Annotated in this window: 12 protein-coding genes and 2 pseudogenes; 5 read left to right on the plus strand and 9 right to left on the minus strand. The window is 35.7% G+C overall.

What is annotated here, in order from left to right; translation table 11 throughout:
* Positions 1 to 215: 215 nt before the first annotated feature.
* Positions 216 to 3,212 (minus strand): DEAD/DEAH box helicase family protein, encoded by a 2,997-nt coding sequence (locus tag NSU19_RS17450; RefSeq protein ID WP_339197675.1) that lies wholly within the window; start codon positions 3,210 to 3,212, stop codon positions 216 to 218.
* A 483-nt stretch (positions 3,213 to 3,695) separates the two neighbouring features.
* Positions 3,696 to 6,298, minus strand: a pseudogene (locus tag NSU19_RS17455) (DEAD/DEAH box helicase family protein); the annotation flags it as partial.
* Between the two features lie 212 nt (positions 6,299 to 6,510).
* Here NSU19_RS17455 and NSU19_RS17460 point away from each other — a divergent pair.
* Positions 6,511 to 6,642: a hypothetical protein gene (locus tag NSU19_RS17460; protein ID WP_311067371.1), complete on the plus strand. Its 132-nt coding sequence runs from the start codon at positions 6,511 to 6,513 to the stop codon at positions 6,640 to 6,642.
* 94 nt (positions 6,643 to 6,736) lie between these two features.
* Positions 6,737 to 6,979, plus strand: a complete 243-nt coding sequence (locus NSU19_RS17465) for a DUF4368 domain-containing protein (RefSeq protein ID WP_311066572.1) — start codon at positions 6,737 to 6,739, stop codon at positions 6,977 to 6,979.
* A gap of 604 nt (positions 6,980 to 7,583) precedes the next feature.
* Here NSU19_RS17465 and NSU19_RS17470 read toward each other — a convergent pair.
* On the minus strand, positions 7,584 to 7,808 hold the full coding sequence (locus tag NSU19_RS17470; protein WP_311066573.1) for a hypothetical protein: 225 nt from the start codon (positions 7,806 to 7,808) through the stop codon (positions 7,584 to 7,586).
* A gap of 163 nt (positions 7,809 to 7,971) precedes the next feature.
* A complete protein-coding gene (locus NSU19_RS17475) occupies positions 7,972 to 8,160 on the minus strand; it encodes an IS3 family transposase (protein ID WP_339197679.1) in 189 nt (62 codons plus the stop codon).
* A 375-nt stretch (positions 8,161 to 8,535) separates the two neighbouring features.
* Here NSU19_RS17475 and NSU19_RS17480 point away from each other — a divergent pair, with 375 nt between their 5' ends.
* Entirely contained in the window at positions 8,536 to 8,949 is a 414-nt protein-coding gene (locus tag NSU19_RS17480; protein ID WP_130156622.1) for a DUF4304 domain-containing protein, read from the plus strand.
* A 726-nt stretch (positions 8,950 to 9,675) separates the two neighbouring features.
* On the opposite strand, the gene NSU19_RS17485 is transcribed toward NSU19_RS17480, so the two are convergent.
* From NSU19_RS17485 to NSU19_RS17495, 3 genes and pseudogenes are all read right to left on the minus strand, one after another.
* Complete coding sequence (locus NSU19_RS17485) at positions 9,676 to 10,059, minus strand: DUF3147 family protein (protein WP_066250805.1); 384 nt, start codon at positions 10,057 to 10,059, stop codon at positions 9,676 to 9,678.
* Positions 10,060 to 10,074: 15 nt separating this feature from the next.
* Complete coding sequence (locus tag NSU19_RS17490) at positions 10,075 to 10,422, minus strand: DUF3147 family protein (protein WP_339197682.1); 348 nt, start codon at positions 10,420 to 10,422, stop codon at positions 10,075 to 10,077.
* Between the two features lie 462 nt (positions 10,423 to 10,884).
* A pseudogene (locus NSU19_RS17495) lies at positions 10,885 to 11,244 on the minus strand (phosphomannomutase/phosphoglucomutase); the annotation flags it as partial.
* An 857-nt stretch (positions 11,245 to 12,101) separates the two neighbouring features.
* Here NSU19_RS17495 and NSU19_RS17500 point away from each other — a divergent pair.
* Positions 12,102 to 13,463, plus strand: a complete 1,362-nt coding sequence (locus NSU19_RS17500) for a transposase (RefSeq protein ID WP_087960047.1) — start codon at positions 12,102 to 12,104, stop codon at positions 13,461 to 13,463.
* 459 nt (positions 13,464 to 13,922) lie between these two features.
* Positions 13,923 to 15,173, plus strand: a complete 1,251-nt coding sequence (locus NSU19_RS17505; protein WP_339192832.1) for an IS4 family transposase — start codon at positions 13,923 to 13,925, stop codon at positions 15,171 to 15,173.
* A 151-nt stretch (positions 15,174 to 15,324) separates the two neighbouring features.
* On the opposite strand, the gene NSU19_RS17510 is transcribed toward NSU19_RS17505, so the two are convergent.
* Together NSU19_RS17510 and NSU19_RS17515 are read right to left on the minus strand one after the other, a co-directional pair.
* A complete protein-coding gene (locus NSU19_RS17510) occupies positions 15,325 to 16,047 on the minus strand; it encodes a hypothetical protein (protein WP_339197684.1) in 723 nt (240 codons plus the stop codon).
* A 98-nt stretch (positions 16,048 to 16,145) separates the two neighbouring features.
* A complete protein-coding gene (locus tag NSU19_RS17515) occupies positions 16,146 to 16,340 on the minus strand; it encodes a zinc finger protein (RefSeq protein WP_013877490.1) in 195 nt (64 codons plus the stop codon).
* Positions 16,341 to 16,710 lie beyond the last annotated feature (370 nt).

Consider the following 16,710-nt stretch of genomic DNA (forward strand, 5'->3'; position numbering starts at 1 on the left):
TCAATTCGTGCGATTGACACCCCCGAATCATACCAAGAGGGCTTTTTTTATTCAAGTCCCCGAAAAAACTTCTAACAGGAATGCTCCTTATTCTTTCAATGTGGATTTCAATAATAACACTTTAATGATTGAGCCACAGTTTCCTGATAGATCCTGTTTAATGGTAAGCATTCGATTTAAAAGTTAAAGAATAATACCTGTAATTGGTTTTTAAACTAACTGCATATCAAATTCATCCGAATTCCATATGTATCAAGCAAATAAGATTGAGTAGAAACTAAAATTCTATCCATATCCCCAGTTATCTTTTTACTATCCACTCCCGGTTGAACAATATTTATTTCTAATTTAGAACCATACACTCTTAGTTTGTTCTCTATTTCTTTTAGTTTATCAAGATCCCCTAATTCAAATCGTGATACAGTACTTTTTTCCATCCTTTGAATTTCTCTTTTACGCATTCTTTTCACAATTTCTTTAGTATTTTGTTTCCAAATAACTGACTTTTCTGCTTGACCACAGACTTCATATAAATCACTAACTCTCGAACCGGGTGAATCTCCGTGAGAATACTTGCAATGATAAAATTCAAAAATAATATCGTTTTCACTTTCCTTTATAGCAATTATATCGGCAATCTCCCCCGCATCATCATCATCAAAAACAATACAGTAGTCACCAGTATCTAGTAATTTTTTTATGACATTATATTGTATGGAATCAGAAAATTTTTCGATTGTCTGTGATTCTTTTTTAATGTTTACCCCCATTGATTTCCAATCCCAAGAAAAAACTTGATTTGACGGAAAACTCTTGTCCTCATGGCTATCTTTTAATGTTACATATAAATTTCCTTCAAGAGTTGACTGGTCTACAAATTTAATTATTGGCGGATATTCTTGAAAGAAATCAGCAAGAAGAGTTTTTTTCTTGCTCTTAACAATTCTTGTCTTATTTTTGGAAACTGATTTAATTCGGAAAGAATTATCCGATATTGATAATTCAAAGTTCTCTTTAAAACCTTCATTTCCAACATAGAATTGTAATACATCCTTTTTTGATTGTATTTCTGGCAATTTAATATCAACTTCGTATATAGGTATTTTAATTCCATCTCGTTCTAAAAATAAATTATCATCAGTAAAAAAATCTAACTCCAATGGCCAATCAATTCTATAGGGAATTTCATTTGGAAGTGCCTTGATGACTTTAGGAACTAATACTCCCTCTAGTATTTTTTGAGGATCAATAGTAGGATCTAAAACTTTGTCTATTATCTCATTGCACCAATTCATCCAATAATCTATACTTTCAACCCATTTCGCCCAAATAGTCCCTTTATGGGAACAACCAATGCTAACCTTTCCTTTGCCATTGTATCCGACTCCAAAAAGATTAGACTTATAACTATTACTTTTTGAGGCCTCAGATAAACCTTGTGCTATATCTACGCCAGCAAACATTTTGTATCTTATTGGGCCATTAATGGCAGAGTTTAAACCAACCGTCGCAAGCATAAGACGATTAATACCATATAGACATCTAAATATATTTTCTCCAGTTATTCTGTTACTCTCCCCGAAAATAGCTTCAACAAGCTTATTCGCTAAAGATTTATCTGTGGCATTAACAAAAGCAACATTTTTGTCTTGATTCCAGTAAATTACATATAATTCCCAACTAAGGTTTGAAATATTATGTTGAGTAGTCCATCCAACATTACTTTCTTTCGGTTCAATAATGACTAAAACTTTCTCTTCATCGTTAATATAGTACTTGCATATATTTTCATCGAGAACTGTAGTCCACTTTTCCCATGCCCATGATTTTGTTTTTACTATATATGCATACATACTAACTTTTGGAATAATTTGTTTTATACCAATTTTATCGATACCGTTCCCTTTAAACCTTTCCTCTAAATCTTGTAAAGCTATTTCACGATTGATAAGCCCTTCTGATTTGATTGATAGTAATTGATTCCAATCTGAATCTCTATTATATAAATCTCTTATAGCTTCTTGCACTTCTTCATTTGCAATATTTACTACAATTTTTGCATCTCCTAAACCTTTTTTTGTTCTGGCAAATCTCCCAATAAATTGAAGAGTTATAGGAAGGGATTTGTATTTATCATGGATTGCCGCTATTTTTAAGTTTGGTATATCAATGCCTTCTCCAAACATATTTACACAAACTACAATTCTAGATTCTAAGTTTTTCAAAGCTTGAATCCCTTTTCTCTTTTCACTATCACTAAGACCACTAATTAACAAAACTGGTTTAAACTTTTTATATTTCTTATTATATATAGAATCGTATAATGCCTTTGCACGATTTTTTGTACTAGCCCTAACCAATAATATATGATCGTATCCAGCATCAATGTCCTCTTCCAATAGCTTAACTGCTTCCCTCGCTATCATTTCATCACTTTTCTTATCATTAAATTCTTCTAATGGATAAAACATTATTGGTTGAAAATATCCTTGTTCTTGAGCCTTTGATAGAGGAAAATTATATATAATTTTTCCATCCATCTTTTTTTCGTCATTTCTGAAAGGAGTTGCCGTAAATTGAAGAATTCTATTATTAACAAAAAAACTTTTGAATTTACTCCATGTTTTTGCACTAATATGATGTGCTTCATCAACTATTAAAGTATCAAATTCTTGTGCAAGGTATTTCTTATATTCATCTGGGAATAAATTCGCTAATTGCATAGTTGTAACAATAATATTAGCTGGATCAACAAATTCCCTAAATTCCTCAAAATTATCAAATTGACTTGCTAACAGCGCAACATTAGGCGGCAGAACATATTTGTCATCAAGAATACCAATTTGGTAAAGAACCCCAAATGTTTTTGCTTTATCAAAAATTTGTTGCCTAAGTAGATTAGAAGGAACCACAATTAAAGTCTTTAAACACTTTTCGGCAACAATTGTAGCTAACATTGTTTCTGTTTTTCCAGTTCCAGTAGGCATAACAATAGTAGCTGCTTCTCTACTAACTGTCCAAAATGAGCGAATTGCACAAATTGCTCCAAATTGAGGTGGTCTCAGTCCTATTTGATTATTACCGTCAGCAAGAACTTCTTTAAAACTATTATTCCAAGTAGTGACCACATCTTGGGGTTTAAGAACTTTATTTTCATTATTAATATTACAGAAAAGAATATTATTTCCTTTTTTAATTTGTTTTGTTTTCATCTTATCCCTCCCACCTTATAGAACTACTCATAATATATACCGTTTTTCTTGTATTCAAATAATAATATTTTATCAAAAAATTCTTTAGCTGTTCGAAGTTCATATTCTTACACCAGATTCATTTTGCTAATATCTAAAAGTCTGGTGATTTAATGGGACATATTCCTTTCCCTCGACGGGCTATAAGGGCCAAATCGCGGCCATTCGGGCTGTTTAGTGCAAAATAAAAGTTACTCTTACGCAATCTTGGTGATAGGAAGAAGTTAATTGAGAAACTGTTTTTGACACCATCTTCATCCCTAATTCTTCAAAATCCTTTTATTTTGTCTCACTATCTTTCTTTACATTAATGAATTAAATTATTAAACATCTTTCCATTTCATTAATTACACAGTTGATTAAACAGGCATCTTAGGGGCAATATATGAACCCTCTAAGATGCCTTTTCTTTTATAATTAAAGTGAAAAGATTTTATTATATAGTTATGCCCCCACAATATCCTCTGAATTTCTGTTAATCTCATCGATAATGCTAATGATCCTCCGCGCGTCGTCCATGTTATCTTTAAAGAGTTCGACAATGCTGCCGACGGTTTTGAACGGTTCTTCCTGCAGCACCCGCTTGTCCATAACCCCGTTTTTCACAAAGTAATCGACGATCAATTTGACAAAACGGCTTTGCTGGATGTTCAACCGTTCGCTTGATAAAAATTCGGAAAACGCTTCGTTGGCGGCCTGTGGGTCAAGGCCGACGATTTGGCGGACAAGTTTTGTAATCGGTGTGTCTCCGAATTCTCTTTTATAATCTTCCTGTGTGCCAAGCTCATTCCAAAGAATATGCTCCAACGTTTTTAAGTCTTGGACTGTTAGCTTTTTATTATTTCGCAGCTTATAAATGGCCATCTGGTCGCGGTGTTCGTGCAGATAATGTTCCACCTTTTTCCGATAATTTTTCAGATCATTGACAGTAAACATCGGACCGTTTTCTTTGACCTCTAAAACTTGGTCTTTAAAGTTCGTATAGTAAATTTTTTGCGTTTCTTTTTCAAGGAATTTAACTAAGTCACGCAACGCTTCGCGAACAGCTTCCAATTCGAAAATATCGGCTTCGCTCCAAAACTCTTCCGTTTGCACCTTTTCGATGATGTATTTTTGCTCCATCACTTGAGGAATCGAACCGAGTTTCGACAATGCCTCTGCAGTACGAATCACACTCCGAATCGGCCTCGTCGCATTTTTCGTTTGCAGTTTTGCCAACTCAATCGTGTACATAAGCAAATCAAAACGTTTCGCCAATTCATCATCGTTTAGCGGAACAATCAGCGGCGAAATATGTTCTTTGATTTCATTAACATCTATCGCTGTTAAGGAGTCCCATTTAGTCCGGTTTTTAAACTTGTGTACGTATTGAATATGTTGGCGTACGCGGAAGTTTTCTTCGTTTAACTTATTGATTTCCGCTAGCACCTCGTCAATCAATTCATTGCGATAGGCAATATACTCTTCTTCTTGGTATTGTAAATGCTGCAGTTCTTTAATGATTTCGATTTTGGCATTAAATAGACGCTCCGTTAAGCTTTCCACCGCTTTTCCTTCGATTCCTTTCGGATTTTCCCGGAAAAACTCAAAGTTGCCGCAATAGTCAAAAATAAGGAAATGCGTTTTATCTTGTCCGACTCCGAATAAGTCTTTGCATAAACGGGTTCCGCGTCCAATCATTTGCCAAAACTTTGATTTGGAGCGTACCTTTTTATAGAACACAAGGTTGACGACTTCCGGAATATCCACTCCAGTATCGAGCATATCGACCGATACCGCAATTTGCGGCAATTTGTTACGGTCGGAAAAATCATCGATTAATGTTTGGTAGTAGTTCACGCTGTAATCAATGACTCGTGCAAAGCCGCCCTTGTATTCAGGGAACAATTGATCAAAGCGCTCCACAATCCGTTCCGCATGACGATGATTTTTCGCAAAAATAATCGTTTTGCCGAGTTTGTCTCCGCCTTCGACGCGAATTCCTTTTTCCATTAAATCTCTCAGTACCGTATCAATCGTATCGTCATTAAACAGCCATTCGTTTAACGCTGCACTGTCAATATCCTCGCCTACTTCATCATCAAATGTTTCTTCATATCGTTCTTTTTCTTCATCAGATAACTCATCGTAATGAATGCCCTCTTCAAGAAATTTAAGCTTTGTTTCAATGGTACGATAATCCACTAAATATCCATCTTGAACTGCTTGATCTAACTCATAGGCATAGGTCGGCACACCGTTTTCCAGATCAAACACTTCATACGTATTGCGGTCAATTTCGTCCTTTGGTGTGGCGGTAAGCCCAAGCAATATTGCGTCAAAATAGTCAAAAATTGCTCGGTACTTCTTATAAATACTGCGGTGGGATTCATCGACGATAATTAAATCAAAATGCCCGACGGTAAAGAGGCGTTTGCCGTCTTTTCGTTTCGCTTCGTCAATCGCGTTCATCATTGTCGGGTACGTCGAAAACACCATGCGGCTTTCCTCTGGATTATCTTTGTTATCGAGCAAATTACAAAGTGTCAAGTTCGGCAACAAATGGCTAAAGCTGTTTTTGGCTTGCGTTACCAGAGTTTTGCGGTCCGCTAAAAACAAAATATTTTTTACCCAATTATGACGGGTAAGAACATCGACAATCGAAATCGCCGTCCGGGTTTTGCCGCTCCCCGTCGCCATGACAAGCAACGCTTTGCGCCGTTTGTTCTCGAGCGCGTCGCATACGGCTAAAACTGCTTCTTTTTGGTAATAGCGATTTGTTATGTTGTCATTGATTTGCACATTTTTTAGCGGCCGCTTCATCATGCGGCTTTTACAATAAGCAAGCTTAATTCTTCCTTATTGTAAAAGCCGGAAACTCTCCGCGCCGGATAGTTCAGATCGTCCCAAATATACGTTTCAAAACCGTTTGTGTAAAAAATGATTGGACGTTGGCCGTGCATTTTTTCAATGCAGTCGGCGTACAATTTCGCCTGTTGCTTTCCTTTGTTCGGGTCAGCGGTTGTTCGTTTCACTTCGATAACCGCAAGCGGCTTACCGTTGTCGCCAACAAACGGAAAAAGGCGTCTGATGAGGAACTAATTATTATTCCAAACGCTCATGAGCCGATTATTCCAAGAGACGTATTTGAAGCTGTACAACATCAGATGAAATTACGGTCAAAAACAATCCCTGCTCCAAAACGGCACCTATTTACGAATATCGCCTATTGCGCTGATTGCGGCAAAGACATGTGGTATCGCTCAAATCATAAAGTTATATGTGCGGTGGATATGCCAGATTCGGCAAAAAAGCTTGTAGCAGCCATGTCATCAAAGAGGAAGTACTTAAACAGACCATCATTCATGACATCCAGTCTCTCATGCAGCAAATTGATAAAGAAACTGGATAAAATAAACAAGAAAATTGACGCCTTAAAAGCACGAAAACGCAAATATATCGAGCTGCTCGCCGATGAAAAAATCACTTAAGAGGATTATCAAGATATGATTGAGGCAAATAGCAAAGAAATCAATGAGCTTGTCATTTCAAAAAAAGAACTTGAATCTTTGTTATCAAGCCATAAAGTTGTCGAGAATATCCAAAAGTTGAAGCAGGAATTGGTCCAATTTTTAAACTTTGATGAATTAACACCGGAAATTTTGCATTGTTTAATTGATCGTATTGAAATTAAAGCGAATAGAACTCCAAAAATCTTTTATCGATTCTCCGCCCCGAAAATTGAATAGAAGCAGGAAATTTTTAATTATTTCCTGCTTCTTTTTGTAAAACCATCTTCGCCACACACTCCACATGTCTTGAGTGGTAATCGCAGATAAATCGATTTAGCAGTGTTTACCTTAAAATGGTCAACTTTTAATCTTACCGGTTTACTTCTAAATACCGGAGTTATATATTTATTAATGTTTTCAATAATAAGGTCTAATGCTCTTTTTAGTAACAAAATTAATATAAATAGACAAAATTTCACTAAACAGGTTCGTAAATTTATTACTCAGTATTTCTTTTATCAATTTTTTAGTTTTCTTTACAGATTCCTCCTTTTTCTGTTTCCTCTTCTCTTTCTTTTTCCTTATATGTGTAATGACCCCTTCTTTCATTCTAGCTAAAATAAAGTTTTACTACGAAACTCATATTTTTTACTTTTTTCCTATTTTCAATTGTACTTTTGACTATAAGATGCTGTGAATTGTAAACGTAAAATAATTTCCACCTATTATGGAGGGGATCACTTAGCGCTTAGTTTAATCTACATTAAAAGGTTATTATTTTTTGGAGTAAAATATTTTATTTCAAGCTGTGAATAGTTTTGTACAGCAAGTTATTGACTTATTAAAATTCCCTTTGTCCCTCTACCTTCAACATTTCCTTATCTATAATATCTACTAATTCTTGACTACTATATATATACATAACTACCTCTTTATCCTCGTCTTCAATTTGTATTTCAACTTGAATTCGTATTTTTGTCTGTTTTCCTTTATAAGTCACATCAAAGGTTCCAAACTCTATGAGCTTATTATCTTCATTTGTTCTTTCTATTTCCTCTTGAATCAATTTAATATCTGATATTAGGTCAATAAAGTAGACACAAAAATTTATAAATTTTTTAGCAGCTAGCGCGCTATCGCTTGGTGGTCTTTTAAAAATAATTACGACGTTTCCTAATTATTTTTAAAAGGTAAATTTTCTGGTCTAACTATTCTATATAATATGTTCATTAAGCTCCCTTTTTATAGTACATACGTTCGCATTCGGATGGCGAAAAATACTCTGTTGCGGAGAGAATACGTTTATTGTTGTAAAATATTTCTATATACTCAAATATGCTCTTTTTTGCTTCCTCCAAAATATAACGAACAGTTTGACGCTTAAAGTCTTCCTCGTACCGCCTTTGTTTTTTTGTCATGTAGAACCTCATTTTTTAATCTATTATTACTATAATAATCTGTGTCTACTTTTAGTCTAACATCAGTTATGTTACATTAACTAAAACAATAAAAAACAGATTGATAAAGACTACTTATTAATAAAAGATAAATCTGTAAAGGATGTTAAAGGGGCTAAATGGCATTTCTTTAGAAGTGATAAGACAGGTAAAGTCGGTGCAAGTAAGTCTGTAAAAGATTATTTGAAATCTAAAGGAATTTCCTATAAAATTTATGATTAAAAATAAAGGGATTCCTAACAACAATTTTTCTCAAATGCTAAGGAATCCCTTTATTTTTAAAAGACATTTTCATAATGAATGACTATATGTTAAAAATGGAGGGACATCATTAACATGTCTACAAAAGCCCGTCAAACTATGACAAATTCATTAAAAAATATTGTTGTTCCATATTTACGAGAACATGGTTTTAAAGGGTCATTTCCCCACTTTAGAAGACAAAATGAAGATAATATTGACCTCATTACTTTTCAATTTAATCGTCATGGTGGATCTTTTGTAGTAGAATTAGCTGTTTGTCCAGCAGATGGAGTTACAATGAGTTGGGGAGAAAAAATCCCCCCAAATAAAGTAACGGCACATGATGTAAATGATCGATATAGACTTAGTGAAAATCCAAATGACCCAGATGCTCGATGGTTTAACTATGAGGCTGCAAAGAATCAAGAAGATTACGATTTAGTAGCAAAAAAAGTTAAAAACTTACTACATGTCTCAGATCCTAATTGGATAAAAAGTCTATTTTAGATTCCCCTTAATTAATCCTGCCGCGAGCTGAACTGTAAGCTCGATGCCCATTGCGATAATCTCAGGCAGGTTATTGGTAATAAAGTCCACTATGTCGGTAATGATCTGGGGCAGGGCTTCTACAGCTTGGGAAGCGCGTTAGAGCAAAACCTCGAGGTGTTCTTGTTCTTTAAAGACTAACGTCACAATTTCTTCATCGGATCGTCGACCAGTCGAAATGAAAGCAGAAATCAATAGGTTTTAGAACTACTGCATCCACTTGACATGGATCCTCTACGGGTATGCCTCTAAGCCGGGAATTCAGATAATCTGTATAACTAGCCGGCATGCCCTCCACTCATGTAAAGTTTCTAGAACAGATCACTTATGATTGGTGTGCAGCATCATTTAGCGGTCTATCTGCTTGACCTTAATTTCGTTGTCCAGTTTTTGTATATTTAAAAAATTCTGATGTTAAAATCATAATTATTGAACGAGAGAACACTTTCTAAAATACTGTTTTTCTTTGAATTTCTTCGATTTTCACAAGGATACATCCAGAATGGACTCAGAAATCAGTATTGGATCTTGAATATATTTAACCATCGTCCCCCCTATCACTCCAACTTTTTAAAAGAAAAGAACGATTTTTTCATGACACACAAAAAACCCGGCACGTTCGTATCGTGCCAGGTTTCTATATTCGCTACTCATGGTTCCATTGGCTTTTTGCTCTGCGCCTCTTTATCAATGTTGCGACTTGATGCTTGATACTCTGCTTTCCTTTTTATGATCTCGCATGTATACAAGGAATAACGAACTTGCAAACCATGTAATTAAACCAAAAATAAAACTTCCCCACCAATTGTGTGTAAATTGCAGGGAAAATAGCACAGCTAATACACAAATAAAACAACCGACCATTCCATAAACTGATCCTTGCGCTGTTTTTGCTGCTTCTTTAGATCCGTTCTTCGTGCCAACCATCATCACGGCAACGACCATAACGGCTGGGAATGCCGCGAAAATCCCCCCGATAACTTTCCATGGCAACAGTTTTGCCGCTTCATAACTTAGTACAACTGCAGAGCCACCAAATAAAAAACGGAAAAATAAATCACGTCCGTCCATAAAAATCACCTTAACTTAGAAATATCTTGAAATAAAAGCATAAGCAATGGAAACAAGAAACCATCCAGCTAGCGATTGTGCAAGCCCGCGTTTCCAACCTTGCTTAGTGCAAAGATAAACGACCGCTATTGCACACATAATATTCATGAACATCCCGACAACTGCCCCTTGGGATAGAACAATCGACTTTTCCACTAGCTCACCGCCTTTTACATCTAAGCGAAGTGTCAATAATGGCGTGAAAAATACAGCAGGAAAGGCCGCAAAAATTCCTCCGACTTTTGATCCTAATTTTCTTGAGATAATGGTAGAAGCGACGACCGCGCCTCCGCCTAATAAAAATCGAATAACAATTCCACTCATCGATAATATCTCCAAGATAGATTCATCCTTTCTTTGGCGACCAATCTAGCGGAATAAATATTATTTTTGTATATTTATTTGTGAATATTTTCACGTATATATTGTAAACGATGATAGTACAAACATTTGTGAACTTTTATTTAATTTTTTGATTGTAACGCTTACACTTCCAAAGTTGTGGCAAATATTTGAATAAAACTTAATGGTTTCAAAGTCTTTCTTACTTTCAACCACGACACTTGTTGTTTTCATCCTTGTAGTAATATAATTTACAGTAAATCCATTTAGCCATCTTATGAACAACGTAATGCAAGCATTCAAAAGTATGGCAACTGATGATGACAACATTTTTGTTTTCTCTTCTAAATTATAACTGTCAAGAAAGAAAAACGGCGCTGATCCGAATAGCATGGGTTGTTCGGATCAGCGCCGATACGAATCGTAATCCAATTGTGCCCCGCCTCACCATGGGATAGTCAAGTTAAGCGGTGGCTCGCCGAGTGCGTCAGCCAACTTCTGTTTGATGTCGGCTAATGCCTCCGGTGACACGGCTTCAGCGCGCAGAACAAGGATTAGCTGCGTGTTCGACGGACGTACCAGCCCCCAGCCGTCTTTGAACTGAATGCGGGCACCGTCCACGTCCACGACCTCGTGACTGCTCGCAAACCGCTGTTTGACCGCAGCGATGGCTTCCGCCTTCTGCTCCTCCGGGCAAGGCACGCGCTTCTCCGGAGTGGCGTGATACCGCGGGACATCTGCAAATAGCTGCGACAGCTTGCGGTCATCGTTGGAGAGTATGCGCAATAGCCGTCCCGCCTCAAAACAGAATTTGTTAAGGGTAGATATTTCGAAACTTTAGACCAATTGAAACTGGAATTAGATGATTATGTTCATTGGTTTAATCATGTTAGAATACATGGAACACCAGAAGGTTCCCTTTACCCGGAAGATATGGATTTCTCCATAACGGACTCTGCTGACCTTGAAAGACTTAATAAAGAAAACTGGAAGATCATTAAAGGGGACTATCCCTTCAAGCAGATTTCTACAATGCCCTGAAAAAGTTCATCGGTGGAGATATTTCAAAGGAAGATTACCACGACTTTGTTTCTATGGTACAAGATAAGTTACAACATCTAGAGATGGAAAAGTCAACGATAAAAAAAGCAATGGTTGACAGTCAGTCACCTCTGACTTATCAACCATCAGAAAGCAAGTAGATGAATTTCTATCCTTCAAAACCCTTACTACTGAAATGGTTTTACGGTTTATTGAACGGATAGAAGTAGATAATAACCAAAATGTTAAAATTTACTACAAGTTTGCGCCGATTGAGTGTGTAAAAGTTTAAACACGCTCAATCATTTTTTAACACTAGCCGTGAAACACACTCCACATGCGTTGAATACAGGCTGTAGATAAATTATTAACGACAAGGGCAGTGGAATTCACCAAACTTAATTAGAGTAATGGTACGGCTCACCGCAATAATTTAAGAGGAAAAAATTAATTAATAACTCAGCTTTCGCAGTCCAAAATCTTGTTTAAATGCTTGATGTAAATGGTTTTGGGGAGTACAAAATTATCATTTGACATTTTTTAAAACATAAAGAAAGACACCTATTCTTTTGGTAAAATATTGGTGACGAAACCAAATCCAAAAGAAAGGTGTCACCACTATGATAACGAATAAAGACTACTTTGCGCAATTACCAAAAGAAATTAAACAAGGATTTTCCGAATTAAATATTGGATATCATTTAAGAAAAGCGAATATTACGAAACTTTCCGGGTATTCTTGTCTTACTGTTTTCAAACTGATTTTTCTTTTAGTCTTCCAATATAAGAACTGGTTTCGTGCTTTTATGAGTAAACGATCTCAGGATCTGCCCGGAAAGGATACAGTCTATCGCTTTTTAAATACACCAACCTATCATTGGAGAAAGTTTCTGCTTTCATTAAGCAGTGAAATGATCCGTCTGCTTCAACCATTAACTTCAAAAGATCGTGTCACAGCTTTTGTGATTGATGATTCTGTCTTTTCAAGAAACCGTAGTAAGTCGGTTGAACTGTTGGCTAAGGTTTTTGATCACTCTACCCATCAGTACTTGAAAGGGTTTCAAATGCTTACCCTTGGCTGGACCGATAGTTTTACTTTTATTCCCGTTGATTTTGCTCTTCTAAGTTCACCGAAAAAGGAAAATCGCCTGCAAGAAATCAATACCAATATTGATAAACGAACATCTGGCTATAAGCGTCGCCAGGAAGCTCTGAAATCAAAACCGGACGTGGCTTCAGCTTTACTTGATCATGCGCTTGAAAAAGGGATTATAGCTGACTATGTTCTCATGGATTCCTGGTTTACACAAGCGCCTTTAATTGAGAAGATTACGAACAAAGGGTTATTTGTCATTGGCTTGGTGAAGCAATTAAAGCAGCGATACGTTTACAATGGTGAACGTTTCACACTGAATCAACTTTACAAATTGGCAAAACCTCACATGGGTAAAAAAGACATTCGCGGATCCGTTTATGCTACTTTAGACAATGGAATTCCAGTAAAAATTCTATTTGTACGAAACCGTAATAAACGGAGCGAATGGCTTGCCATTCTCAGCACAGATACAACATTAGAAAATGAAGAGATCATTCGTATTTACGGCATGCGTTGGGACATTGAAGTCTTCTTCAAATGCAATAAATCCCTTTTAAATTTAGAGAAAGAATTCCAGGGACGTTCCTACGACATGTTAATTAGCCATACAACCATTGTTTTTACACGATATATTCTCATTGCTTGGCAAATGCGAAAAGAGGAGGATCCTAAGACGATTGGCAACCTTTTTTACATCCTTTGCGAAGATGTAAAAGACATAGATTTTATTACTGCCCTTCAATCACTTATTGACCTTTTCCAAACTTTGGCGGAAGCCGAGGTTTCTTTGAACATGGACATCTTTAAAAATCAAATGAATAAATGGTTGGCCACTATACCTAATTATATCAAGCAATGCTTAAATATTTCTGTGTGCGAAAGTTGAGTTAATAATAAAAAACGTAGGAGGAAGTTATTGAAACTTCCTCCTAGTTTTATTCTCTCCTTTATGAACAAACATCACCAATGTTTAAAGTGCAACATGTAGTAAATATAAGTAATCAGATCTATTTTTCTACTCTTAGATTTAACATTTTATGTAATCCGATATGAGGATTATTATCAGAAGGATCGATTGGAACACTTAGATACTCTTTTCTTATAATTTGGAACACTCTGTACATCTGTTCGTTTGGTAATGAAAAAGATTTAATGTAATAACAACTGGAATCTTTCATATCAGCCATAATAATGTTGGGATTTAATATCAGTAGCATTGCATTAAGTTAATTTTAATTTGTCAAGCCCAATTTTATGTTAAATTTCATCTTTTTGGATATAAAAAAACTCCTTATAATTAGGATTGGCAGTCCTATCCAAATCCTAAGAATAAGGAGAAACCATTATGGATAAGAATACCACAGAATCCACAATAAATGAACTATTTAAAGAGATCGATCCAATAACTTTTTCAAAACTAATTAATGTGATTGACGTTGACAAATACATTAAAAAATTAACGGCGTATAAGTTTTTACAACTTTGTATCATCGCTCAGTTAAACGAATTGGAAAGCTTAACAAAATTGGCCAAACATTTGAAAGACAAGGAAGAGTTGCAGACATATCTGGAATTTGATGCAATTAGTACTTCGCAACTTTCTCGCAAATTAGGCCAATTATCCCCTCAACTGTTTGAAAAAGTATTTAAATATCTGGTCTTAAAGATCCAAGGGCAAATGAAAAATGCCCCGATCATCCGAAACATTGGTCGTCTTCTGGTCATTGATTCTACCACGATGAGCATGAGTTTGAGCCAATATCCATGGGCAACTTTTCGTAAGACAAAGGCTGGTGTTCGACTCCATTTAAAGGTTGTTGTAACGAAGGATATCACTGTTCCGGATCAAGGGATTATCTTACCCGCGAAACATGCCGATCGCACACAGATGGACGAACTCATTGAAATCGATCCAAATGCGATTTACTTGTTTGATCGAGGGTATGTCGATTACAAACAGTTCGACCGCTTATGCCGAGAAGGGGTGCGATTCATTACCCGGCTTAAAAAGAACGCAGAGATTGAAGTTTTATCGGAACGGATTCCCAATCCAGAACGTTTGATTTATAGGGATCAGATTGTCATTTTAGGAAATGACCGTAATCATACCAAAATGACTCATCCTCTCCGATTGATCGAAACGGTCGACAGCGAAGGGAATCCCGTGATCATCATAACCAATTGCTTTGATCTTTCTGCGGAAGAGATTGCAGATTTATACCGATATCGCTGGAAGATAGAGACCTTCTTTAAATGGATGAAACAGCACCTTAAGATAAAAAGATTTTATGGAAAAAGTCAAAATGCCGTTTACAATCAAATTTGGATCGCCCTAATCACCTATTGCTTACAGGCCATGCTCCAATTAAAAGTGAATCACGATGGTCCTTTATTAGAGATCAAGCGAACTTTACAGAATCTGCTTTTTAAAGGTTTTGACTGTTTTGTTCGCTCCCTTTTTAAAAAGCCAATTCGAACGTCCAACGGTCGGAAAAAATACCATTGGGAAAAAGATTTTGAAACCATCGTGTACCAATTTGAAGAAGGGGAGGTGGAACACCTAGACGATTTAGTTTATGATCCAATGTTTCTGTAATATATTACCAAATTGTGGAAATGGACTGCCGATTAAGACGTCATTGTCCTTTTAAGCTTGCTTAGAAAGATTGTATGTCTGAATATTCAGTTACATGAAATAACTGGAATTTTTATTGAGCTTGACAAACATTAAATTTTTTTATGCAACGCTACTGATTTAATATAAAAGAATTATCTTGAACCTTAACTAAACCCTCGATGTGTTTATGTAAGTCCCCAATCAACAATCTGCTCTGGTATAGCAATTCTTCGTTGATAGGAAAAATAGAAAGTTTATCCAAATTATTTTTTATGTCTTCCAAATACTTTTTTAAATGAGTGTACTCCACATAGGTTTTTGGTATTGGCTCATAATACGGTTGGACAGTTCGAACACTTATAATTCCCGCTCCTTCTATCAGAATGTCTTTTCCATTTATATATTCAAATTGATGATTATTGCTACCGTTTGATCTAATTTTACAATACTTTTCAAAAACAGCTAAATCTAATTTATTGTTTAAGTCCCTATAATCTATATTTAGATACCTGCCAAAATAAGAGTAAAAAGAATGAATACAATCACTCAAGTATTTTTTATATTCCTTTAATCTCTTGAAATATTTATAAATCGAACCAAATAAAACATTTACATATAAAAATGTTATGCTCATAGCAAAATTCTGCAACGTTCTAACCAATCCCTTATAAGTAAAATCAAAATAGGGTATATCTACAAAAACAATTTTGTGTACCAAATGGCTAACATATTTTTTTTCTAAATTACCAAGGATAAAACTTATCATAATAATGGCTAAAGTTACATAAGTCAATGCGGCATTTGAAAACATAAAGTATTTGATAGCTCTTGCAGTATAAATTAATTTCCGCACAGCTTATCAACATCTCCTTGTTTACGAATTTATGTTCGTATTTATCTTCAAAAAAATTTCGTTTTTTGTTTCAGAACATCGTTTTCTTTCCTTACTCTTTATTTCCTCTCCCACACTTCATAACAAAAAGGGCATTGCCAATGTGTGATCCTATCGAGTTCTCTATTATAAACACCAATTTTCAATCTAGAAAAATAAGGAGGTGAATAATGTTCTCTCAAGTGATAAGGAATTTTTTCTCCAATTAGGTTGGCTCCACAATGTGGACAATGTTCAATTGGTCTTTCTTCCATGCTCCCCCTCCTCAATAAAATAATTATATACCATATAAAGGGAAGGAGGAAAGAAGGAAGAGAAGGAGAGACGGTTTCGTTTGTATGGTGAACTTAAAATAGCGAAGTGGTTAATTTTACACCCCGTTGCTTAAAGGTTTTCCTGTAAGCTAATATTGAACCCCCTGATATGTTCGGTTTCCACAAGTCCTTTGCATTGTTGTAACCGACCTTCAACTCCTTACTATATTTATATTCTTTTCATACTGCTTTGTCTCTTTCCTTTTCCCTATTCCCTCATTTTCATTCTAACTATATCCAGTCAAAATAAACTTTTGCTAAATTCCCCCTCCACCCCGCATTCTTACGTCCACGGTTAATCTATAAATCC

Source organism: Aeribacillus sp. FSL k6-2211, assembly GCF_037966125.1.
Classification (GTDB): Bacteria; Bacillota; Bacilli; order Bacillales; family Aeribacillaceae; genus Aeribacillus; species Aeribacillus composti.

Excerpts from the sequence above, each read along its gene's own strand:
- NSU19_RS17450 (WP_339197675.1), bottom strand. The coding sequence starts at position 3,212 with ATGAAAACAAAACAAATTAAAAAAGGAAATAATATTCTTTTCTGTAAT.
- NSU19_RS17460 (WP_311067371.1), top strand. The coding sequence starts at position 6,511 with ATGTGCGGTGGATATGCCAGATTCGGCAAAAAAGCTTGTAGCAGCCAT.
- NSU19_RS17465 (WP_311066572.1), top strand. The coding sequence starts at position 6,737 with ATGATTGAGGCAAATAGCAAAGAAATCAATGAGCTTGTCATTTCAAAA.
- NSU19_RS17475 (WP_339197679.1), bottom strand. The coding sequence starts at position 8,160 with ATGACAAAAAAACAAAGGCGGTACGAGGAAGACTTTAAGCGTCAAACT.
- NSU19_RS17480 (WP_130156622.1), top strand. The coding sequence starts at position 8,536 with ATGTCTACAAAAGCCCGTCAAACTATGACAAATTCATTAAAAAATATT.
- NSU19_RS17485 (WP_066250805.1), bottom strand. The coding sequence starts at position 10,059 with ATGGACGGACGTGATTTATTTTTCCGTTTTTTATTTGGTGGCTCTGCA.
- NSU19_RS17490 (WP_339197682.1), bottom strand. The coding sequence starts at position 10,422 with ATGAGTGGAATTGTTATTCGATTTTTATTAGGCGGAGGCGCGGTCGTC.
- NSU19_RS17500 (WP_087960047.1), top strand. The coding sequence starts at position 12,102 with ATGATAACGAATAAAGACTACTTTGCGCAATTACCAAAAGAAATTAAA.
- NSU19_RS17505 (WP_339192832.1), top strand. The coding sequence starts at position 13,923 with ATGGATAAGAATACCACAGAATCCACAATAAATGAACTATTTAAAGAG.
- NSU19_RS17515 (WP_013877490.1), bottom strand. The coding sequence starts at position 16,340 with ATGGAAGAAAGACCAATTGAACATTGTCCACATTGTGGAGCCAACCTA.